The sequence below is a fragment of the Allokutzneria sp. NRRL B-24872 genome (genome assembly GCF_002155965.1).
In the GTDB taxonomy this organism is placed as follows: domain Bacteria; phylum Actinomycetota; class Actinomycetes; order Mycobacteriales; family Pseudonocardiaceae; genus Allokutzneria.
Genome location: NZ_MUMH01000049.1, coordinates 1 through 19,903, shown reverse-complemented (window position 1 = coordinate 19,903; position 19,903 = coordinate 1). Strand labels below are relative to the sequence as shown.

At 70.9% G+C, this 19,903-nt stretch carries 22 protein-coding genes and 2 pseudogenes; 11 read left to right on the top strand and 13 right to left on the bottom strand.

Annotated elements, in window-relative coordinates; all coding sequences use genetic code 11:
• The 5 genes and pseudogenes from CCN37_RS14400 to CCN37_RS14385 form a co-directional block, all read right to left on the bottom strand.
• Window positions 1–339: pseudogene (locus CCN37_RS14400) on the bottom strand (hypothetical protein); the annotation flags it as partial.
• A gap of 207 nt (window positions 340–546) precedes the next feature.
• A complete protein-coding gene (locus tag CCN37_RS41505; protein ID WP_246843042.1) occupies window positions 547–819 on the bottom strand; it encodes a hypothetical protein in 273 nt (90 codons plus the stop codon).
• A complete protein-coding gene (locus CCN37_RS14395) occupies window positions 743–1,336 on the bottom strand; it encodes an NAD-dependent epimerase/dehydratase family protein (protein ID WP_246843041.1) in 594 nt (197 codons plus the stop codon). The genes CCN37_RS41505 and CCN37_RS14395 overlap by 77 nt, the downstream gene beginning before the upstream one ends.
• Before the next feature lie 76 nt (window positions 1,337–1,412).
• Window positions 1,413–2,093: an EthD domain-containing protein gene (locus CCN37_RS14390; RefSeq protein WP_168200666.1), complete on the bottom strand. Its 681-nt coding sequence runs from the start codon at window positions 2,091–2,093 to the stop codon at window positions 1,413–1,415.
• Window positions 2,094–2,209: 116 nt separating this feature from the next.
• Window positions 2,210–2,569 carry a MerR family transcriptional regulator gene (locus tag CCN37_RS14385; protein WP_086821270.1) on the bottom strand — a complete coding sequence of 120 codons (360 nt, stop codon included), beginning with the start codon at window positions 2,567–2,569 and terminating at the stop codon, window positions 2,210–2,212.
• Window positions 2,570–2,623: 54 nt separating this feature from the next.
• On the opposite strand from CCN37_RS14385, the gene CCN37_RS14380 reads away from it, so the two are divergent.
• Window positions 2,624–3,454, top strand: a complete 831-nt coding sequence (locus CCN37_RS14380) for an NAD(P)-dependent oxidoreductase (RefSeq protein ID WP_086821269.1) — start codon at window positions 2,624–2,626, stop codon at window positions 3,452–3,454.
• Between the two features lies 1 nt (window position 3,455).
• On the opposite strand, the gene CCN37_RS14375 is transcribed toward CCN37_RS14380, so the two are convergent.
• Both CCN37_RS14375 and CCN37_RS14370 read right to left on the bottom strand, forming a co-directional pair.
• Window positions 3,456–4,253, bottom strand: coding sequence for a lysozyme (locus CCN37_RS14375; protein ID WP_086821268.1), 798 nt, complete (start codon window positions 4,251–4,253; stop codon window positions 3,456–3,458).
• The gene (locus CCN37_RS14370) at window positions 4,250–4,756 is read right to left on the bottom strand and encodes a hypothetical protein (protein ID WP_086821267.1); all 507 of its coding nucleotides are present in this window, start codon (window positions 4,754–4,756) and stop codon (window positions 4,250–4,252) included. The genes CCN37_RS14375 and CCN37_RS14370 overlap by 4 nt, the downstream gene beginning before the upstream one ends.
• A 203-nt stretch (window positions 4,757–4,959) precedes the next feature.
• Between CCN37_RS14370 and CCN37_RS14365 the strand changes: the two genes are divergently transcribed.
• The 3 genes and pseudogenes from CCN37_RS14365 to CCN37_RS42350 all read left to right on the top strand — a co-directional run.
• On the top strand, window positions 4,960–7,266 hold the full coding sequence (locus CCN37_RS14365; RefSeq protein WP_086821266.1) for a transglycosylase domain-containing protein: 2,307 nt from the start codon (window positions 4,960–4,962) through the stop codon (window positions 7,264–7,266).
• Window positions 7,267–7,284: 18 nt separating this feature from the next.
• Entirely contained in the window at window positions 7,285–7,467 is a 183-nt protein-coding gene (locus CCN37_RS14360) for a hypothetical protein (RefSeq protein WP_086821265.1), read from the top strand.
• Window positions 7,468–8,247: pseudogene (locus tag CCN37_RS42350) on the top strand (MFS transporter); the annotation flags it as partial.
• A 99-nt stretch (window positions 8,248–8,346) separates the two neighbouring features.
• On the opposite strand, the gene CCN37_RS42345 reads toward CCN37_RS42350, so the two are convergent.
• Together CCN37_RS42345 and CCN37_RS14350 are read right to left on the bottom strand one after the other, a co-directional pair.
• Window positions 8,347–8,637, bottom strand: a complete 291-nt coding sequence (locus CCN37_RS42345) for a DUF5313 family protein (protein ID WP_371504178.1) — start codon at window positions 8,635–8,637, stop codon at window positions 8,347–8,349.
• 57 nt (window positions 8,638–8,694) lie between these two features.
• A complete protein-coding gene (locus CCN37_RS14350; RefSeq protein ID WP_086821263.1) occupies window positions 8,695–9,516 on the bottom strand; it encodes an AraC family transcriptional regulator in 822 nt (273 codons plus the stop codon).
• 79 nt (window positions 9,517–9,595) lie between these two features.
• Here CCN37_RS14350 and CCN37_RS14345 point away from each other — a divergent pair, with 79 nt between their 5' ends.
• A complete protein-coding gene (locus CCN37_RS14345; RefSeq protein WP_086821262.1) occupies window positions 9,596–10,495 on the top strand; it encodes an NADP-dependent oxidoreductase in 900 nt (299 codons plus the stop codon).
• Here CCN37_RS14345 and CCN37_RS14340 read toward each other — a convergent pair.
• Entirely contained in the window at window positions 10,473–11,441 is a 969-nt protein-coding gene (locus CCN37_RS14340) for an MsnO8 family LLM class oxidoreductase (RefSeq protein ID WP_210408020.1), read from the bottom strand. The two genes, CCN37_RS14345 and CCN37_RS14340, sit on opposite strands and share 23 nt — an antisense overlap.
• Before the next feature lie 139 nt (window positions 11,442–11,580).
• Here CCN37_RS14340 and CCN37_RS14335 point away from each other — a divergent pair, with 139 nt between their 5' ends.
• From CCN37_RS14335 to CCN37_RS14320, 4 genes are all read left to right on the top strand, one after another.
• The gene (locus CCN37_RS14335; RefSeq protein WP_210408019.1) at window positions 11,581–13,155 is read left to right on the top strand and encodes a DHA2 family efflux MFS transporter permease subunit; all 1,575 of its coding nucleotides are present in this window, start codon (window positions 11,581–11,583) and stop codon (window positions 13,153–13,155) included.
• On the top strand, window positions 13,148–13,510 hold the full coding sequence (locus tag CCN37_RS14330; RefSeq protein WP_086821260.1) for a nuclear transport factor 2 family protein: 363 nt from the start codon (window positions 13,148–13,150) through the stop codon (window positions 13,508–13,510). The genes CCN37_RS14335 and CCN37_RS14330 overlap by 8 nt, the downstream gene beginning before the upstream one ends.
• 58 nt (window positions 13,511–13,568) lie before the next feature.
• Window positions 13,569–13,814: a hypothetical protein gene (locus tag CCN37_RS14325; protein WP_143261602.1), complete on the top strand. Its 246-nt coding sequence runs from the start codon at window positions 13,569–13,571 to the stop codon at window positions 13,812–13,814.
• A 99-nt stretch (window positions 13,815–13,913) separates the two neighbouring features.
• Complete coding sequence (locus CCN37_RS14320) at window positions 13,914–14,672, top strand: NPP1 family protein (protein ID WP_086821258.1); 759 nt, start codon at window positions 13,914–13,916, stop codon at window positions 14,670–14,672.
• Here CCN37_RS14320 and CCN37_RS14315 read toward each other — a convergent pair.
• On the bottom strand, window positions 14,656–15,870 hold the full coding sequence (locus tag CCN37_RS14315; RefSeq protein WP_086821257.1) for an MFS transporter: 1,215 nt from the start codon (window positions 15,868–15,870) through the stop codon (window positions 14,656–14,658). The two genes, CCN37_RS14320 and CCN37_RS14315, sit on opposite strands and share 17 nt — an antisense overlap.
• Before the next feature lie 44 nt (window positions 15,871–15,914).
• Between CCN37_RS14315 and CCN37_RS14310 the strand changes: the two genes are divergently transcribed.
• A complete protein-coding gene (locus tag CCN37_RS14310) occupies window positions 15,915–16,901 on the top strand; it encodes a winged helix-turn-helix domain-containing protein (RefSeq protein ID WP_210408018.1) in 987 nt (328 codons plus the stop codon).
• 382 nt (window positions 16,902–17,283) lie between these two features.
• Here the strand turns inward: CCN37_RS14310 and CCN37_RS14305 are convergent, their stop codons facing one another.
• Together CCN37_RS14305 and CCN37_RS14300 are read right to left on the bottom strand one after the other, a co-directional pair.
• Complete coding sequence (locus CCN37_RS14305) at window positions 17,284–18,216, bottom strand: hypothetical protein (protein ID WP_086821255.1); 933 nt, start codon at window positions 18,214–18,216, stop codon at window positions 17,284–17,286.
• 97 nt (window positions 18,217–18,313) lie between these two features.
• Window positions 18,314–19,246 carry an NADP-dependent oxidoreductase gene (locus CCN37_RS14300; protein ID WP_086821272.1) on the bottom strand — a complete coding sequence of 311 codons (933 nt, stop codon included), beginning with the start codon at window positions 19,244–19,246 and terminating at the stop codon, window positions 18,314–18,316.
• 85 nt (window positions 19,247–19,331) lie between these two features.
• Here CCN37_RS14300 and CCN37_RS14295 point away from each other — a divergent pair.
• On the top strand, window positions 19,332–19,903 hold a 572-nt coding region (locus tag CCN37_RS14295; protein WP_143261601.1), incomplete at its 3' end, for a GlxA family transcriptional regulator.

The window sequence follows — 19,903 nt, the reverse complement described above, 5'->3', positions numbered from 1 at the left end:
GCGCTGCACGGCGATCCCGGCTTCGGCGGCGGCGAGCACGCTCAACCCGGGCAGCCCGACCACGGCGGCCCAGGAGCCTTCGGCGGTGGCGGAGGCCAGTATCGCGAACAGCAGCGAGGTCGAGCCGCGCAGCGCGATGGTGGCTCCGCGCCGCAATCCCGGCCACGGAAGGACTTCCCGCAGCTCGGTCCGTACTGGCAGCACGCGTCCGGCGAACTCCTCACCGGATGCGGTGCTGACCCCGGCCAGGGACACCACCGTCGTTCTCCTCCCCGCGTGTGGGCGCGCGTGGTTCACGAGCACACCCGCCACGGGGAAGGACGGCGGACGCTCGAACACGTGTTCGACTGTGCCGTGGAGTCAACCCCTTGCTGGCGTGGCAAGTCAAGCTCGAATGGATCGGCTTTCCGGCCGAAGTGGACTGTCGTGACCAGCGGTGAGCGCCCGATCACGGTCCCGGTTCGTCCACTGTGGACCACGTGGCTCGCGGGCGGCCGCGAGGTCGGCTGAGCACCCGCTGGAGGACCTCGTGCGCCTCGGCGGCGGTCAGCCCGCGACGCGCGCGCGGTCGAGGCCGCGCACCCGCTCGTCGGCGAGGGCGTCGAGGATCGTGGCGGCCGAGGAGCGCGGCGCCAACCCGGCGGCGAGAGCGGGCGCGGGATCGTGGGAGCCGAGGCCGTGCATCCCTTCCGGCAGCCAGAGCGGCAGGGATCTCGTTCCGCCCCAAGGGTTGACGCGCGCCTCAGTGAGGACCGCGGGGGCGGCGGGCACCAGGTCGAGGTCGTCGGCGCCGACGACCTCGGCGGCCTCGCGCAGCACCGCGCCGAGCGGCAGGACGGGGCCGACGCCGTCGTGCGTGCCGGTCAGCCGCTGCTCCGCCGGGGCGGACGACGAAGCAGCGGTCCTCGCCCATCCGCTCCCGCACGGCGTTCTCGCTGGCGACCTTGATCCCGCCGTAGCGGTGCACGCTCAGCTCGGTGAAATCGTGGTGCCTGGTGTCCAGAACCGTTTCGCAGAGCGGGGAATCGGTGTTCTGACCGATGGTGGCAATGTCGGAGTAGACGTTGACGCTGGAGACGAACGTCCAGTGGGCGGCGTTGTCGGCGAGCACGTCCAGCGCGCCGGTCGCGACGTCGACCACCGCGTCGAAGCGCTCACCCGTCACCGCCGCGATCGCGCCCGGCTGGTCGCGGTCGACGGTGACCAGCCGCGCTCCCGCCGGGGCGCCACCGGATCGGCCTCGGGCGAGGCACCCGACCTCGTGGCCGAGTTCGACCGCGTGCCGAGCGATCTCCTCGGACAGGAAGGAAGTTCCACCGAGGACGAGTAGGCGCATGCCGCCATCCTGGCCAGCCGCGCGGCTCGGGACCGCCCGTGTTCGCTCTCGGCAAGATCGCCGGGAGCGAACGCCGTCACGCGAGCCGGTACAGGCCGAGGCGGCTGCGCGAGTGGTCGACGAAGCGCTTCTCGTCCTCCAGCGCGGTCTCGGCGATCTCCGGGCGCGACATGACGGCCGCGAACTCGGCGAGGTCGAGGAAACCGATGCTGGCCGTCCCGTCGAAGTCGTCGTGGCCGAAGTCCAAGCGCTGGCACAGCGCGGTGGTGGCCCCGATGTCGGCGTGCAGTTGGCGGTAGCCGCGCAGTCCTGGCATCAGCTCCAACGCCAACGGCGCGTGCTTGTGCAACCAGTGCTCGACCGCCTGCTCGTGCGTCAGGTGGGGCAGCCGCCGCAGCGCGAGCAGCAGCAGGAGCGCGGTGTCGGGGTCCTCCGCCAGCACTTGGTGGGCCTGCCCGACGATCACGGCGGAGTCCGCTCGGCGCACGTGCTCGCCCACCACGGCGGCGAGCGCCGTCGTGAGGTCCTCCGAGAGCGCGTCGCGGCAGGTGATCGTGATGCCCGCCTCGAACCCGGCTTCCCCGGCGCGGCCGTCGTCCTGGGCCCTGGTGGGGTCCTCCGCGAGCCGCAGGAGCACGTGCACGCTCGCGGCTGCGCCCAGTTCGGCCCGCAACGCGTGCCCTGCCGCCATCGCGGTGTCAGCTAGGCGCGCGGGCTCACCGGCGAACAGCAGGGAGACGGCGGGGGCGACGGTCATGACGGACTCCTCCTGGCTCAGGCGCAGGCAAACACTCATGTGCCGCCGTCCGATTTGTCCAGTGCTCGGCGTCATCGGCCCACAACCGTGATCGCCCCGTCATCGCGTGGCCCGCCTCAGGCGGACCGCGCCTCGGCGGAGATGATCACGTCGAGGTTGGCGCGCGTCGCCGCGAGCTCGTCGATGGCCTCATCGATCTTCGCCCGGTGCTCGACCAGCGCGTCGACCAGCTCCGGGCACAGCGGCGCCAACAGACCGTCGTCGTCGAGCACGCACGGCAGCACCTGCGTGATCTGCGCGGTGCTCAACCCGGCCGCGAGCAGGATGCGGATGCGCCGCACCGCCGCCACATCGGCGTCGCCGTACACGCGGTAGCCGCTGGGCCGCCGCTCCGGGCGCAGCAGCCCCTGCTCCTCGTAGTAGCGCAACGCGCGTTCGGTGATGCCCGTGCGCCGCGCCAGCTCTCCGATCCGCATCCCGGCTCCCAAGGCTTGACTCTCACGTTGACGTGAAGGTTTAGCTTAGCCGCCATGACACCCGTGACCGTCCTCGGACTGGGCCCGATGGGCCGCGCCATCACCACTGCCCTCGCCGCCGCAGGCCACCCCACCACCGCGTGGAACCGCACTCCTGGCAAGGGAAACGACCTCAATGCCACGATCGCCGACACCGCGGCCGAAGCGATCACCGCCAGCCCGCTCGTCGTGGTGTGCGTGATGAACTACGAGGCCGTGCGCGCGGTGCTGGACGCCGACGCGCTCAAGGGCCGCACCCTGCTCAACCTCACCGGAGGCTCGCCGCGGCAGGCCCGCGAGATGGCCGAGTGGGCGGCGGAGCACGGCATCGACTACCTGGATGGCGTGATCCTCAACGGGATCGTCGGCGGGCCGGACGCGGCACTGCTCTACAGCGGGCCGAAGGAGATCTACCAGGCGCACCAAGCGACTCTGGCCGCTCTCGGCGAGAACGCGATCCACATCGGCGAGGACCCCGGGCGCTCCGCCGGGTTCAACATGTCGCTGCTGGACCTGTTCTGGACGTCGATGTTCGGCGTCGTGCACGCTTTCCGCCTGGCCGCGGCGGAGGGCATCGGCCCGAACGAGCTCAGCGGCCACGCGAAGGCGATGGCGGGCATGCTCCCCGACCTGATCGACGTGGTCGCCGAACACGTCGCCACCGACAGCTTCCCGGGCGAGGCCTCCACGATCGACTCGGCGGCGGCGCTGCTGGACGATCTCGTGGACACCGTGCGGGCCAACGGTCTCGACGACGGCGTGCTCAGCGCGGGGAGGGCGGCCGTGCGGCGCGCGGTCGAGGACGGGCACGGCGCGGAGGGGTTCTCCCGCCTCGCGGTGCTCTGACTCAGTACCCCCGCGCCAGCACCTGAAGTCGTTGGTAGGAGCCGTTGAACGAGTTCTGGTCGATGGGCTTGGACGAGTACTGCCAGATCGTGTGGACCGACCACGCGTGCGGCAGCTTCCCGACCGCTGAGGCGTAGCGCGCGACCCACAGCGGGTTCGTCCCGCTGAAGTCGCCGACGTTGCCGGTGCACGTGGCCCACCAGTTCGCGCTCGTGTAGATCGACGGGTACCGCCCCGTGCGGCGGTGGTAGGTGTCGGAGAAGTCCTTGATCCAGCTCGCCATCGCCGCCGGGGAGAGCCCGTAACACGTTGGGCCGTAAGGGTTGTACTCGATGTCCAGTGCTCCGGGCAGCGTCTTGCCGTCCGCGGCCCACGCGCCGCCGTTGTCCACGAAGTAGTTGGCCTGCGCCTCACCGCTGGCGCGGTCCGGCAGCGCGAAGTGGTAGGCGCCGCGGATCATGCCGATGGCGTGGGAGCCGTTGTACTGCTGGGCGTGGTAGGGGTTCTTGTAGCCGGTGCCCTCCGTCGCCTTCACGTAGGCGAAGCGCTTGCCGTCGTTCCACTGCGCCTGCCAGTCGACCTCGCGCTGGTGCCCGCTCACGTCGATCCCGGCGAGCGCGGCGCCGGTGCGCGGGTCGAGCGGGACCTCCTCGTGCGTGCGCGGGGAGCCGGGGGAGACGCCTTCGTGCTTGGCGATCTGCGAGCCCATCGCGGTGTCGGGAACCTGCCCTCGCGCCGGTCCCGCCACCACGGACGTGAACGTCATCGCGAGCACTGCCACCAGGATCGTGGTTCTCATGTCGACCTCCGGATCGGATGCGGTGTTCCGTGCCTCTGAACAGGGGTTTCCCAGTTCAGCTCGTCGCTGGGGAGGTCGAGTGCCAGCACGGCCCGCAGCTCCTGGAGGGAGTCCTCCAGGCTCCGGCGGGAGTGCGGTGGCAGGCGGAGCAGGGCGTCGGCGAGCCGCAGCCGACGGTCGGCGCCCAACCGCGCCAAGTAGTCGTTCCCGTCCTGGCTGACCAGCCACAACTTCTCCGAACCGCGCTCCTGCCGCGTCACCAGACCGGCCGCGAGCAGGCGGCTTCCCGCGCGCAGCACGGCTTCGACGCTCGTCCCGGCGCGCTCGGCGAGCTCCTCGGCCGTGCGGCCGCGCTCACCCATGTGCCGCAGGACGTGCAGGTGCCCCTGCGCCAAGCGCGGCCGCAGCGACTCCGCGCTCAGCCGCCACACCCCGAGCACCGCCTCCACAGCGGCCTCGACCGCGCGGGCCTGTCGCCGCAGTCTGCGATCCCGTTGCTCCATGACGACTCCTCAGCCACGTCGCCGGTCACCTCGTCACAGCGGATAACCCGCGTCCGCGGTGTCAATCCGTGACGATCGGCGGTCACCCGAAAAGTCACGCGCGCACACCGGACGGGTGTCGCCCCGCAGTGGGGCGTTAACCGGCGAATCGGTGGTATTCCGCTGCGGGACAAGAAGAATCCGATGACGAGCTGGGCGCGGTGATGACGGTGGGCAAGCACTCCCTTGTGGACCCGAGCGAACTCGACATCACCGCGATCTTCGACGAGGGCGGCGCTGCGCCGGCCGTGCCCGGGCGGAGCCGGCTGCTGACGCGGCTGGCCGTGCTGTGCGCGCTGGGCGGGTTGCTGCTGGCCGCTGTGCTCTTCCCGACGGCGGGGGGACTGGGGTTGCTGTCCAACAGGGCCAGCGACGCGGTGGTCACGACGGCGGCCGAGCTGATCGTGAAGGACCCGCCCCTGGTCACCACGATGATCGACTCCTCGGGCGCGCCGCTGGCGCACCTCTACGACCAGTACCGCGTCCTGGTCCCGCGCGAGCGGATCTCGCCGGTGATGAAGGACGCCATCGTCGCCATCGAGGACCACCGCTTCTACGAGCACGACGGCGTGGACCTGGTCGCCATCGGCCGAGCGGTGGTGGCGAACGAGGCCGAGGGCCGGATCTCCCAGGGCGGTTCGACGCTGACCCAGCAGTACGTGAAGAACTACCTCGTGCACGTGGCCGCCTCGACCAAGCTGGAACGGGAGAAGGCGCTGGAACAGTCGCCCGCGCGCAAACTGCGCGAGCTGCGCACGGCCATGCACCTGGAGAACGCGCTGTCCAAGGACGAGATCCTCGGCCGCTACCTCAACACCGTCCCCTTCGGGCACAGCTCCTACGGCATCGCGGCGGGCGCGCGGACCTTCTTCGACGTTCCCCAGGAGCAGCTGACCGTGGCCCAGGCCGCCCTGCTCGCGGGCATCGTCAACGAGCCGAGCGCGCTCAACCCCTACCGGTTCCCCGACCGCGCGCTCGAACGGCGCAACGTCGTGATCGACGAGATGGCCGGGCAGAACCGCATCACCCGCGCGGTCGCGGAGGAGGAGAAGCGCAAGCCGCTCGGGCTCGCACCGGAAATGGCCCGCCCAGCCAACGGCTGCGTCGGTGTCGGCGACGCGGGCTTCTTCTGCGACTACGTGCTGAAGTACCTGACCGGAGCCGGTATCGACCTCGCCGACCTCCGGCGCGGTGGCTACACCATCAAGACCACGTTGGACAGAGAAGCCCTCGCGAGCGCCAAGGCCGCCGTGGACGCGCACGTGCCGCCGGACACCGACCAGGTCGCCAGCGCGATGGCGATCGTCAAGCCCGGCAAGGACAAGCACCGCGTCGTAGCGCTGACCGCGAACCGCCGCTACGGCCTGGACAAGCAGAAGAACGAGACCACGCTCGGCCTGCCCTACGCCATGCAGAACCTGGGAGCGGGCTCGATCTACAAGCTCTTCACCGCGGCGGCGGCTCTGGAGAAGGGCGCGGGCATCAACGACATGATCGACGTGCCGGACTCCCACGTCTCCGAGGTCTTCCTCGGCGGTGGTGCGAGCTGCCCGCAAGGCGCCGAGGGCGTGCGGAAGTACTGCGTGCAGAACAACACCGGCAGCAACTACCCGGAAAAGCTGAGCCTGCAGGACGCGCTCGCGGTCTCGCCCAACACCGCGTTCGTGAAGCTGCTGGAGCAGACGGGCGTGCCAGCGGCCGTGGACATGGCCGTGCGACTGGGTCTGCGCTCGCTCGGCACGACGGTGGCCGCTGAGGACGCGAAGAAGCGCACCATCGGCAAGTTCTTCGCGGAGCAGAACTTCGGCTCGTTCACCCTCGGCCCGACACCCACGAGCACGCTGGAGCTGGCCAACGTCGGCGCGACCCTGGCCAACGAGGGGACGTGGTGTCCGCCGAGCCCCGTCGAGCAGATCGTGGACCGCTTCGGCACGGTCCTGCCGGTCCGCGAGCACCCGTGCGCCCAGGTCGTGGAACCGGGGCTGGCCAAGGCGATGACGGTGGCGATGAGCAAGGACTCCACCTCGGGGACCGCCGCCACCGCCGCGAAGACCTACGGGTGGGACCGGCCGATGGCGGGCAAGACCGGAACGACCCAGGAGCACAAGTCCGCTGGCTTCCTCGGCTACACCCCGCAGTTGGCGGGCGCGGTGTTCACCTTCGACGACTCGCCCGCGCCGAGCACGCTGTGCGATCCCGGCGGTGACGCACCGCCCCGGCCGTGCTCCAGCGGCACCTACATCTACGGCGGCAAACAACCCGCGCGCACCTGGTACCAGGCCATGAACGGCGTCGGTGACGCGCCGGGGACCATGACCGACCTGCCGAGGGTCGATCTGCCCGCGGTGGACGATCGCTACGTGGGTGGGGCTGCGCAGCAGCGCATCGCCGCACCGCCCACCTCGAAACCGAAACCCCCGAAGACCACCAAGCCCAAGCCCCGGCCCAGCACGAGCCGCAGCGGTGGATGAGACAGTCGCACGCGCCAGGTGGAATGTGGTCTTGTTCTGGCCACGACCCTCGGTCGACCCTTCGCGCTGCTGTGGTCGGCAGCGGCCCTGTCCAACCTCGGCGACGGCATCAGGGTCGCCGCCTTCCCGTTGCTGGCGGCCCAGCTCACCGCGAACCCCGTGGTGAGCGCCTCGGTCGCCGCGGCGGAGTTCCTGCCGTAGGTGCTCTTCGGCCCGTTCGCGGGCGCCCTCGTCGGCCGGCTGCCGAACCTGCGGGTGATGCTCCTGGTCAACGCGGTGCGCGCGGTGGTGATCGGCGGCGCTTCGGTGGCCGTGCTGACCGGCTCGATGAGCGTGCCGCTGCTCGTGGTCGCCGCTGTGACCTACGGCGTCGGCGAGACGTTGTACGACACGGCCAACTCCACGGTCGTTCCCGCGCTCGTGCCGTTGGACCGCCTCGAACGCGCCAACGGACGGCTGTCGGTCGCCGAGACCAGCAGCAACGAGTTTGTCGGTCCTGTGCTCGGTGCGGCGCTGTTCGGCCTGCTCGCGTGGTCGCCGTTCGCGGCGCACGCCGGTGCCTTGCTGGTGAGCGTGCTCCTGCTGTCGGCGCTGTCCCGGCAGGCCCCGCGCAAGGTCGTTCCGGAGGAGGAGAACGCCGACCAGCCGGGAGTCCTGGTGGCGGTCCGGCACCTGCTGCGCGATCCCGTCCAGCGCACGATCACCGCTGCCACCGCGGTCATCGCCGCGGTCGACACCGCGTGGTTCGCGATCCTGGTCGTCTACGCCTCCCGCGTGCTGGAGGTGCCTTCGAGCGCCTACGGCCTGCTGCTCGCCGTCGGCGGGGTCGCGGGTGGAGTGCTCGTCGACCGGATCAGTGCCCGTCTCGGCCCCGTTCCCGTCCTGACCGGCGCGATGCTGGCCTGCGCGGTGAGCCAGTTGGCGATCGGCCTGACGTCCTCGGTGTGGGTGACCGGCCTTGCCCTCGCCGTGAGCAGCGCGGCCTTCGCCGTCTGGAACGTGCAGGGGTGTCGGTCCGCCAGCGCAGGTCGTGGTGGCCGCCGTCGTCCTGGCCGTGGTGCTCGCGGGTCGGCAGGACCTCTAGGCGTCACGGGACTTCGTGGCGTGCCCGCGCGGGAAGCCGTACTTGGTGAGCCGGATGTCGGTGCTCTCCGGCGCGTAGGACAGCGAGTAGAACATCCCGACGCTCAGCCCCAGTCCGAGCGCCAGGAACACCACCTCCGGCGGCCCGGCCAGTACGACGCCGAAGACCAGGTACAGCGCACCGAGCACGGGGGAGAGCACCACCAGCACGCGCACGAAGTGCCGCACCAGCCACGTTCGGCACGTAAGGTCGCGCACCACCCAGTCGCGGTAGCGCGTCGGCAGCATGCCGCCGAAGGCGTACCACAGCCAGAGCAGTGGGTTGGGTCGCCGCATGCCCCGAGCCTATGCCCGGCGGTAGCGGCCTGGCGCGACGCCGTGCTCGCGCTTGAACGCGGCGGCGAAGGCGAACTCCGAGCGGTAGCCGACCTCGGCCGCCACGGCGCTCAGTGACGCGTCTGACTCGCGCAGCACTCTTGCGGCGACGGTCATCCGCCACCACGTCAGGTAGGTCATCGGTGGGCGCCCGGTCAGCGCGGCGAACCGGCGGGCGAACGGAGCGCGGGAGAGCCCGGACTCGGAGGCGAGCGCAGCGACCGTCCACGGCCGGGCGGGCTCGCGGTGGATGGCCTGCAACGCTGCGCTGACCACGGGGTCGTTGAGCGCGGCGGCCCAGCCGGTCGCGGAGTGCGCGGGCCGCTCGGTGAACCAGGCGCGCAGGAGGTAGACCAGCAAAGCGTCCAGCAGCGCGGGAACGAGCGCGTCCGATCCAAGGCCACGGTCTCGCAGTTCGGTGTCCAGGAGCGTGACAGCGGAACGCAGCTCATCGCGCGCGGACAGGTGTACGAGTTCGGGCAGGTCGAGCAGTAGCGGGTGCACGCGCGCGGGAGCGACTTCGTAGGCACCGCACAGGGTCACGGTGTCTTCTTCTTGATGCGTGAGCGTGTGACCTTGCCCGTGCGGCAGGAACACCACATCACCGGAATTCAGCACCAGTGGCTCTACGTCGTGGCGGAGCAGTTGACAGCTGCCGTGCAGCACGATCTGGAACCCGGCTGCTCCGGGCACCGGCGCGAACTCCTGACTCCAGGGCGCACACCAGCTCACGCGAGCCGCCACGGGTTTACCGGTGCGCATCACCGCAACCACATCGCTGAGGACGTCCACTTCGTAAGAATACGTTCGCGTAGAAAATCGGGACTGTAGAGCATGGATCGTCTCGTTGTGGCTGCCTACCGTTCACGCCATGCAGAGCGTGCGCATTCACCGCCACGGTGACCCCTCCGTCATCCGCATCGACGACGTTCCCGTGCCGCACCCAGGGCCGGGCGAAGTGCTCTTAAAGGTCGCGGCAACCTCGTTCAACCCGACCGAGACCGCGTTGCGATCAGGCGCGCTGGCCGAGCTGTTCCCGGTCGCGCTGCCCTACGCCCTCGGGTGGGACGTCGCGGGGGAAGTCGTCGAACTCGGCCCCGGGGTCACAAGCCCTCGCGTTGGCGAGCACGTCATCGGCTGGCTGGACAGCGGTGCGGCGTCGGAGTTCGCGGTCGCTCCTGCTGACCGGCTCGTCCCAGCGCCCACAACGCTGCCGTTGGCGGAAGCAGCCGCACTGCCGCTGGCTGGGCTCACGGCGGTGCGGACGGTCGAAGACCTCAGCGCGGGAGAGCGGGTGCTGGTGAACGGCGCGGGCGGGGGCATCGGCGGTTTCGTGGTGCAGCTCGCCAAACACGCGGGCGCGCACGTGATAGCGACCGCCAGTGCACGCAGCGCTGCTTCGGTGCTCAGTGGTGGTGCTGACGAGGTCATCGACTACACGACGACTCCGCTCAGCTCTGGTGGACCGGTGGACGTGGTGATCAACCTCGTTCCCGTCGCTTCGGAGCGCCTGATCCCGTTGCTGCGCGAAGGCGGCCGGATCATCTCGGCCACCACGCCCGTCGTCGGCAGCGGTCGGCACGTCGTCGCGCGCAACGACCCCGCGCGACTTGCTGAGCTGAGCCGCTTGGTGGACGAGGGAATCGTGCGCGTCAACGTGACAGCCACGCGTTCGCTCGCGGAACTCGCCGACCTCCACCGCGCGAGCGAGGCCGGACGTCTGCACGGCAAGGTCGTCGTGGAACCGGTCAGATCAGTGCGGCCAACCTGACGTAGGAGTCCGTGAGCGCGTCGCGGTCGTACCCACTCGTGGTGATCATGAGTTCGTCCGCGCCCGTGCGATGAGTGAGCTTTTCCAACGCTGAAGCCACTTCTGGCGCCGTGCCGAAGATCTGGTCCTTCAAGGCGCGCTCGAACAGCTCTTGCTCCCGCGCGGTCATGTCGAGGCTTAGGACCTCGTCGGGATGCACTAGTGGCGGGAACACGCCGTGCGTCTGCGAGTACGCCGTGGACCACGCTTCGGAGGCCAGCAGTCGCCGCGCCGCCGTAGTGGTGTCCGCGACCGCGACGGTGGCCGCCACCACCACGTAGGGCACCTCCGACCACTGTGAGGGGCGGAACCGCGCGCGATAGCGCTCGATGGCCTCCTCACGGGCACCGGGGATCACCAGAGGCAGGCCGAGGTCTGCTGCGGTGTCCGCGCCCGCGCCCGTGGCGAGCACGAACGGCGACACGGGCAGTCCGGCGCTGGGATTCGCGCGCACGCCGTGCGCGGAAGGGCCGGTGAAATAGCCAAGCAGCTCAGCGACCTGCGCGGGGAAGTCCTCCGCGGCCGACTTGTCGCGGCCAAGAGCCCGCCGCACGCCCGAGGTGAAACCGACCGAGCGGCCCAGCCCCATGTCGATCCGCCCGGGGAACAGCGACTCCAGCACGCCGAACTGCTCCGCGACGACCAGCGGCTGGTGGTTGGGCAGCATCACCCCGCCCGTGCCGATCCTGATCGTGCTGGTCGAAGCCGCCAGCGCTGCCGCGAGCACGGTCGGCGCCGACCCGGCCACCCCGGGAACACCGTGGTGCTCGGCCACCCAGAACCGGTGGTAGCCCACCTCCTCCGCCCGCTGCGCGAAACGGAAGGTCGCCCGCAACGCCTCGGGCCCGTCACCGCCCGCCCGCAGCAGCGAGCGATCGAGAACGGAGAGCCGTGCGGGAAGAGTCACACGCCTTCCAACGTTGGGCAGCACAGGAGATTCCCGGCGTTCACGCACAGGAAAATCTGTGTCGCCGAGAAGCGCGCACGGGTTGACTGTCAGACCCAGGTGTCATGCTGCCCAGCAGCCCCCCGACAGAAGGAGAACGGTGACCGCCGCCAGTACAGCGCCGACAGCGGACGCGACGACCACGCCGCACGAGAACCCGTGGCGCAGCCTGGTGGTGATCGCGTTCGGGATCATGATGGTCGCGCTGGACGGCACCATCGTGGCCGTGGCCAACCCGGCGATCGGCGCCAGCCTCGGCGCCACGCTCGCCGAGCTCCAGTGGGTCACCCACGGCTACCTGCTCGGCCTCGCCGTGTGCCTGATCACCGCGGGCAAGCTCGCCGACCGGCTCGGGCACCGCAAGCTCTACCTGGTCGGCGTCGCCGGCTTCACGCTGTCCTCGGTGGCGATCGGCCTGTCCTCCGGTACCGGCATGCTGATCGGCTTCCGCGTGGTCCAGGGCGTCTTCGGCGCCGCGCTGATGCCTGCGTCGCTGGGCATGCTGCGCGCGGCCTTCCCCGGCCACCTGCTCAACCGCGCGCTCGGCGTCTTCTCCGGGCTGATCGGCACCTCCGCCGCGGCCGGCCCGATCGTCGGCGGCCTGCTGGTGTCGACCCTGGGCTGGCAGGCGGCGTTCTTCGTGAACCTGCCGGTCGGCGTGCTCGCGGTGGCGCTGGCGGTGCGCTTCCTCCCGGCGAACCGGCCGACCGACCAGTCCTCCTCCTTCGACCTGCTCGGCGTGGCGCTGCTGACCATCTCCACCTTCGGTGTGGTGCTGGCGCTGGTGCTCGCCCCCGAGCACGGCTGGACCTCCTCGGCGACCCTGGTCCCCGGCCTGGTCGGGCTGGCCTTCGGCGTGGCCTTCGTGCTGTGGCAGCTGCGCGCGCCCGAGCCGCTGATGCCGATGAGCCTGTTCCGCTCGGTCCCGGTGTCCGTGGGCACCGTGGTGATGCTGGTCATGGCGCTGGCGATGTTCGGCTCGATGTTCTTCCTGACCTTCTACGTGCAGGGCGTGCACGGCCTCTCCGCGTTGGAGACCGGGCTCCAGCTGCTGCCGCTGACCGCTCTGCTGGCCGTCGGGCCGCCGCTGGCCAGCCGCCTGTTCGACCGCTTCGGCCTGCGCTGGCCGATCCTGGGCGGACTGCTCTCCTCGGCGATCGCGATGTTCGGCATGTCGACGTTGGGAGTGGACGGCGGCACCGGGTTGCTCCCGCTGTGGCTGACGCTGCTCGGCGCCGGGCTCGGCGTGGTCATGGTCGGCGCCACCGACGCGGTGATCGGCAACGCGCCGGTCAGCCTCGCCGGGGTGGCCAGCGGCATGCAGCAGACCCTGCTCCAGCTCGGCGGCTCGCTCGGCACCGCGATCCTGGGCGCCGTGGTGTCCGGCCAGGTCGGCGGCAACCTCGCCGCCCAGCTCACCGCCGCCGGTGCCCCGGCGCCGACCGCGACCCAGCTCGCCGAGTGGCAGACCGTTGTGGCCCAAGGCGGAGCGGTGATCCCCGAGGGCACGGCCCCCGCGCTCGCCGAGGCGATCAAGCACGCCAGCAACGTCACCTTCGTCGACGGCATGTCGCTGGCGTTCACCGTGGCCGGGGTCGCGCTGACGCTGGGCGCCGCGATCTCCGCGCTGCTCAAGCGGGGCGAGAACGCGGGCGAGGCCGTGGTCCATGTCTGAGCGCGCCCGCGAGCCCGAGGACCTGGCCAGGCTCTTCGTCGAGCGCGCCAACTCCGGCGATGTCGAGGGCTTGGTGGCGCTCTACGAACCCGACGCCGTGCTCGCCGTCGCGGACGTTCCCGATGGGCAGATCCAGGGCTCCGCGCGCATCCGCGAGTTCTACGCGGACCTGCTCGCCGGAGGCGGGCAGGTCACCCCCGGCTCGGTCAGGCCCGCGCTGCGCAAGGGAAATCTCGCGCTCACCTCGACGGTGCTGGCCGATGGCAACGCCACCGCCGAGGTCGCGCGCCGCCAGCCGGACGGCAGCTGGCGCTGGCTCATCGACCAGCCCAGGGTGGTGCCACCGAGCCCATGACCGGCCGCGTCCGAGGGAGGAGGCGGTTGGCGATGATCGACAGGGGGGGTTGGCGGTCTTGAAGACACCACAACCTCGGACACCGGGCGAGGAGCAGCGGGAGCGCTTGGTCCGGCTGCACCGTGATTCGCGTGCGCTGGTGGAGGCGCTCGCGGACCGGCTACCAGCGGAAACGCTCGCGCGGTTGCGGGTGTACAGCGACGTGGGCGAGTGGGGCGAGCTGCTGGAGGAACTCCGCGCCTGCGTCGCGAAACGGCAGATCCCGCTCACGCCGGACGAGCGAGACCTGCTCGCGAGTATCTGATGTTCGTTCAAGAGACGCCGAAAGGAGGTTCAGCCCGACCGCCGCGGGCAGGCATTGTCGACACCGACCGCCGCCGCCCTGCCGAAGAGAGGTCCAGGCATGCACGAGCAACGCGGGAGACGCTGGTGGGCCGCGGTGGCCACGGCGGTGATGCTGGCGGTGGTGCTACCGGGAACCGCGAACGCCGAGCCACCGAGGGCGCTGCCCGGCGCGGCGACGGCCGACGAGCTGCGCTGGCAACCGGCCTTCGACTACGACGGCGACGGCTGCTACTCGACACCGGCGATCGGGCCGGACGGCACGCTCAACCCGGGGCTGAAGCCGAGCGGGGCGCTCAACGGGAACTGCCGTGACGCCTCGGACCTGGACAACACCAACACGTACTCGCGGGCCAAGTGCAACAACGGCTGGTGCGCGTACATGTACGACCTGTACTTCGAGAAGGACCAGGCCGTCCCGCTGATCGAGAGCGGGCACCGGCACGACATCGAGCACGTCGTGGTGTGGGTGCAGGACAACACCGCGCGCTACGTCTCCACCTCCGCGCACGGCAACTACACCACCCGCCCGGCCAACCAGGTCGCGTGGGAGGGCACGCACGCGAAGATCGTCTACCACAAGGACGGCGTCCTCACGCACGCCTTCCGGCACGCGAGCGCGACCGAGCCGCCGGAGAACCACAAGGGCGCGTGGCAGTACCCGCCGCTGGTCGGCTGGAACCACTACCCGCCGGGAATCCGGGACCGCTTGGTGCAGGCCGACTTCGGCAGCGCCAACTTCGGGCTGAAGGACGGCTCCTACAACGGGCAGCTGGAGCGCGCCAAGCCCTCCGGCATCCCGTTCAACCCGCACGCCTGACCTCGTGCGGTAGCCGTCGGACGGAGGCGGAGGCCAAGGGCAGCAGCACGGCGACGGCGAAGGCGATCCCAGCGCCTGTCGCCACCGCCGAGCCCCCGAAGGCCTCCGTCGCCGGTCCGACCGAGAGCTGGCCGAACGGGATCGCGATGTAGGACAGCAGCGCGTCGTAGGCGGAGACCCGCGACAGCGACCGCGACGGCACGTGCTCCTGGAGCGAGGTCTCCCAGCTGATCGCCGCCGCCGAGGAGCCGAGGCCGCCCACGAACGCGGCCACCACCAGCCAGATGATGCCCGTCCCGGTGCCGAGCGCGATCAACGGCAGCCCGCCGAGCGCGCTCAGCACCGAACCCCAGCGCAGCAGGTGGCGCGTGGCGAAGCGGTACATCAGCGCGCTCATCACGAGCATGCCGATCCCGCGCGCGCTGAGCACGAGCCCCCACGCCGCCTCGCCGCCGATCTGGCGCGTCAGCTCCGGGCCCAGGATCTGCCAGGTGCCGGTGTTCACCAGGTTCACGACGCAGAACGCGAGCGCGACCTGCCACACCCACGGGATGCCCCGGAAGGTCGTCCAACCCTCGCGGACGTCGGTGAGGACGCTCGTGGCCCTGGCGGGCGACGGCGCGGTCAGGCGTGGGAGCCGGGTCAGGCAGGCCGCCGCGACCAGGAAGCTCAGCGCGTCGAAGGCGATCGCGGGACCGCCGCCGACCGCGACGACGAGCACTCCGGACAGGCTCGGGCCGACGATCTTCGCGGCGTTGCGGGCCGAGCCGAGCAGGGCGTTGGCCTGGCGCAACCGATCCGGCTCGACCAGCTCCGGCACGATGCCGCGCAGCGCGGGCGTGGTGAAGGCCATCAGCACGCCGTTGGCGAAGGCGAGCGCCGCGAGCACGGTCAGGTCGTAGGCGTCGGCGAGCAGGACCGCGGCGACGGCGCCCTGGGTGATCCCGCAGCCGAGGTTGGACACCACGAGCACCGTGCGGCGCGAGACGCGGTCGGCCACAGCTCCGCCCACGAGCAGAAAACCCAGCAGCGGCACCATGTTCGCGGCGAGGACGATGCCGAGATCGCCGGAGTTCCCCGACGCGTCCAGTACCGCGAAGGCAAGCGCGAGCGGGGCCATCGCGTTGCCGAGCAAGGAGACGAGCTGCCCGGCGAAGAACCACTGGAAACCGGACCGGGTGCGCAGGGGAGAAGACACCGGGCGAGTCTGCGGAGCCGCCCCTGCGGCCACTATTCTTTCGCGTGGAGGCGAAAGCAATGGCGTTGCTGCGGTTGAGCGCGATGGCGCTGTCCCGGTCCCGGTTCGCCCTGTCCCCGCTCGCGGAGACGGTGGGTTCGATGCTGGCGCTCGCCGCGCCGTGCACCGATCCGTGGATCGCCGACTGGCACGCTCGCCACCACTCGGCGTTCACCGCCCGGCTGGACCCCTTCGAGAAGGGCCTGGTCCGGCTGCTGGGCTCGACGAAGTGGTTCCCCGACCACGTGGTGATCCCGCCGCGCGGGGGCATGCGCACCGCGTTGGCCGACGAGCTGCCCGAGGTCGCGGCGTTCGCCGACGAGGACGTCGCCGCCCAGCTGAGGGTCTCCGTCGAGCACAGCTGGCGACGACATGACCTGAAGTGGTTGTCCGGCAAAGACTTCGCGCCCCGAACTGCCGTGCTGCTCGACGCGGTGTGGCGCGCGCACGTGCTCCCGGACTGGCCGCGCCGCAAGGCGTTGCTGGAGCGCGACGTCACCTATCGCGCGGGCCTGCTCGCCGCCTACGGCTGGCCGAAGGCGCTTGAGCGGATGAGCAGGCGCAGCGCGTGGGTCGGCGCCGATGCGATCCGCTTCAGCGACCACGAAGCCCCGGACCGCGTCGTCGGTGACGAGGGGATGCTCTTCGTGCCGACCAGCGCTCCGAGCGGCACGTGGCTGTGCGAGGCGCCGCCCGACCGGCACGCGCTCGTCTACCCCGCGCGGGGCCGCGCCGAGCCCGAGCGCCCGCCGGTCGAGGACGCGCTGGACCGGCTGATCGGGGACAACCGCGCCACCATCCTGCGCGAACTGGCGGAGCCCGCGACCAGCAGTGAACTCGCCGCGCAACTCGGCCTGTCTCTTGGCACAGTCGGCGGACACCTAGCCGTGCTCCGCGACGCCCAGCTGATCATCGGCGACCGAGTCGGCAGACGCGTCGTCTACCACCGCACCCGCCAAGGCGACCTCCTAGCCGCCCCCCACTCCCTCTGACCAGCTAAACTATCCCCACGCCCACCACCGTCCCGCTCGCCCCAACGCGCCCCGGGGTGGTCTAGGCCCTCCCGTTTCGTACTCATAGCGGGAAATAGAGCGCTCCCATCCGCCGCTAGGAGTACGAAACGGATTCCCGGCGCTGTGCGGGCGTTGAGGCTGAGCCCTCCGTCCGCCCAGGGTTCCCGCGTTTTGGCAACGTGGTGCGCGAGAGAGCGCTGCCAAAACGCAACAAGTGGCCACAACGCGAAGAGCGGCGGCTGACGGGGGTCGCGGTTCCGCCGACCGCGTAGAGCGTGAAGCTCGCGACCACCGTCAGTCCAATGAGGACAGTGCATGTGCGGCGCGTGTCCGGCTCGCCGAAACGCGGAGAGGTGCAGGGCTACGCGAAGGCGTGCACGGTGCCGCGAAGTGCGGCGGTGCCGCGTTCGCAGAACTGCTCGTACGTCGCGGCGAACGCCTTGACCTTGCCGCCTGCGTCGGTGACCAGTTCGGTGATCGTGAAGGAGCCGCTCAGCTCGTTGCAGCCGCGTCCGTTGCCGCTGACGTTGAGCCCGGGGGAGCCGTCGTTGAACGGGTAGCGCTTGGCGTTGGTGTAGGTGCCGACGGCGAGCCGCTGGCCCTTCGGCGGCGCGAACTCGACGTTCCAGCCGTCGCGCTGGCCGGAGACGCCGAGGGTGATGGCGCCGTTGAAGGACTCACCGACGGTGAACACCGTGTTGGCACCGCGGTAGCTCTTCGTCTGCCCGCCGCCGATGTAGTCGCCCTCGTCGCTGACGAACTTGTAGGACAGCGGGAAGGCCTGCCAGCGCACGGTTCCCTTGAGCGCGGGAGCCTTCGGGCCCTCGCAGTTCTGGGTGAAGGTGGCCTCGAAGACGGTCACCGCGCCGGAGGCGTCGGTCTCGATCTGGTCGACCGCGAACTCGCCCCACACCTGGTTGCAGCCGCGACCGGTGCCGCCGACGTCCAGCCCGGGAGCCCGGCCGGTGCGGAAGGACGCGCGCTCGGCGTCGCGGTAGACGCCGGGCTGGAGCCGCTGACCGCGCGGAGCCGCGATCTGGACGTCCCACCACTCCTTGCCGTCAGCGGAGCGCACGCCCAGCGTCAAGGTCTCCGCGTTCCCGGAGAGCGTGACGCTGTCCTTGGGCGCCACGTAGGAGCGGGTCGCCCCGCCGCCGACGTAGTCGCCCGCCTCGCTGACGAACTCGTAGGAGCTGACCGGAGCGCGCTCGGCGGTCTTCTTCGGGGCGGCGTTCGCCATCCCCGGCGTGAGCAGCAAGATCAGCCCTAACAGGACAGTGCCGTAACGGCGCATGCCCGTTCCCCCTTGTGTCGTTGCCGGTCCACCCGGCGCGGACGGCACGCTATACCGGGGGACCGACAACGGAGGAGGCCATTTCAGCAACCGTGAATCACCGGAGGACGAGCACGAGTTTTCCCGCAGTGCGACCGGTTTCGCCCGCCTCGTGCGCCTTCGCGGCGTCAACGAGCGGGAAGGTCTCCGCGACGACAGGGCGCAGCTCGCCCTTGTCGACCAGAGCCGCGATCGCGCTCATCCCGGCGTGGTCGGCCTCGACGAGCATGGGCACCGCGCGCACTCCGAGGCGCTCGGCCTCGGCGATCAGCGCGTCCTGCCCGACCGGCAGGATGGTGACGAGGACGCCGTCCTTGCGCAGCGTGCGAAGCGACCGCAGCGCGACGTCTCCGGCGAGCGGGTCGAGCACCACGTCCACGTCGCGCACCGCCGCGGCGAAGTCGGTCTCGCGGTAGTCGATCACCTCGTCCGCGCCGAGCGAGCGGAGCAGCGCGTGCTTGCCCGCACTGGCGGTGGCGATCACGTGCGCGCCAAGGGATTTCGCGATCTGCACGGCGAAGTGCCCGACCCCGCCGGCCGCCGCGTGGACCAGGACGCGCTGACCGGGGCGCAGCCCTGCGGTGTCCACGAGGGCCTGCCACGCGGTGAGCGCGGCGAGCGGCACGGCGGCGGCCTCGACGTGGTCGAGCGCGGAGGGCTTGGCGGCGAAGGACCGCGCGGGAGCGGTGACGTACTCGGCGAAAGAGCCCGCGCCGTGCGGGTAGGGCAGCATGCCGAACACCTCGTCACCGGGCTTGAACAGGGTGACGCCGATGCCGACCGCCTCGACGACGCCGGAGACGTCCCAGCCGAGGACGAACGGGGGCTCGCCGAGCCAGCCGCCGTTGGCGCGGTGCTTCCAGTCGGTCGGGTTCACCCCGGCGGCGTGCACGCGGACGAGCAGTTCGCTGGGGCCGGGAGTCGGCACGGGCAGCTCGACCTCGGTCAGAACCTCAACGCCACCAAGGGTGTTCTGGCTGATCGCACGCATCGTCTTCTCGCTCATGTGCTCAATGCTGGCGCCGAGCTACCCAAGAAGAAATGGCACGATTGCCACTCTTCGATATGATCGTGCCATGCATCAGGTCACCGTGCTGGCGCTGGACGGCGTCTACCCCTTCGAGCTGGGCATGCCGAAGCGGATCTTCGGCGCGCTGCCGGAGCACTACGCGGTCACCACGTGCACCATCGACGGGCTCCCGGTGCGCGCGAACGCGGACTTCACGATCACCGTCGAGCACGGCCCGGAAGCGTTGGCGGAGGCCGACACCGTGGTGATCCCGCCCTTCGACCTGGCGCTGGTCGCGGACGGCGTCCCGGAGCCGGTCGCGGCGGCGCTCGGGCGAATCCGGCCCGGCACCAGGATCGTGTCGATCTGCACCGGAGCCTTCCTGCTCGCCGAGATGGGTCTGCTCGACGGCCGCCCGGCCACCACGCACTGGTGCCAGAGCGAGCTGTTCCGGGCGAAGTTCCCGGCCGTGCGCCTGGACCAGGACGTGCTGTTCGTGGACGACGGGGACGTGCTCACCTCGGCGGGCGCGGCCTCCGGGGTGGACGTGTGCCTGCACCTCGTGCGCCGCGACCACGGCAGCAAGATCGCCAACGGGGTGGCCCGCAAGTGCGTGGTCCCGCCGCTGCGCGACGGCGG

Bases quoted from the DNA above. Each gene is read 5' to 3' on its own strand.
- CCN37_RS14345 (WP_086821262.1), top strand. From the start codon at position 9,596: ATGCAGAGCGTGCGCATTCACCGCCACGGTGACCCCTCCGTCATCCGC.
- CCN37_RS14305 (WP_086821255.1), bottom strand. From the start codon at position 18,216: ATGCGCCGTTACGGCACTGTCCTGTTAGGGCTGATCTTGCTGCTCACG.
- CCN37_RS14320 (WP_086821258.1), top strand. From the start codon at position 13,914: ATGCACGAGCAACGCGGGAGACGCTGGTGGGCCGCGGTGGCCACGGCG.
- CCN37_RS14395 (WP_246843041.1), bottom strand. From the start codon at position 1,336: ATGCGCCTACTCGTCCTCGGTGGAACTTCCTTCCTGTCCGAGGAGATC.
- CCN37_RS14330 (WP_086821260.1), top strand. From the start codon at position 13,148: ATGTCTGAGCGCGCCCGCGAGCCCGAGGACCTGGCCAGGCTCTTCGTC.
- CCN37_RS14300 (WP_086821272.1), bottom strand. From the start codon at position 19,246: ATGCGTGCGATCAGCCAGAACACCCTTGGTGGCGTTGAGGTTCTGACC.
- CCN37_RS14370 (WP_086821267.1), bottom strand. From the start codon at position 4,756: ATGGAGCAACGGGATCGCAGACTGCGGCGACAGGCCCGCGCGGTCGAG.
- CCN37_RS14365 (WP_086821266.1), top strand. From the start codon at position 4,960: ATGACGGTGGGCAAGCACTCCCTTGTGGACCCGAGCGAACTCGACATC.
- CCN37_RS14375 (WP_086821268.1), bottom strand. From the start codon at position 4,253: ATGAGAACCACGATCCTGGTGGCAGTGCTCGCGATGACGTTCACGTCC.
- CCN37_RS14380 (WP_086821269.1), top strand. From the start codon at position 2,624: ATGACACCCGTGACCGTCCTCGGACTGGGCCCGATGGGCCGCGCCATC.
- CCN37_RS42345 (WP_371504178.1), bottom strand. From the start codon at position 8,637: ATGCTGCCGACGCGCTACCGCGACTGGGTGGTGCGCGACCTTACGTGC.
- CCN37_RS14385 (WP_086821270.1), bottom strand. From the start codon at position 2,569: ATGCGGATCGGAGAGCTGGCGCGGCGCACGGGCATCACCGAACGCGCG.
- CCN37_RS14390 (WP_168200666.1), bottom strand. From the start codon at position 2,093: ATGACCGTCGCCCCCGCCGTCTCCCTGCTGTTCGCCGGTGAGCCCGCG.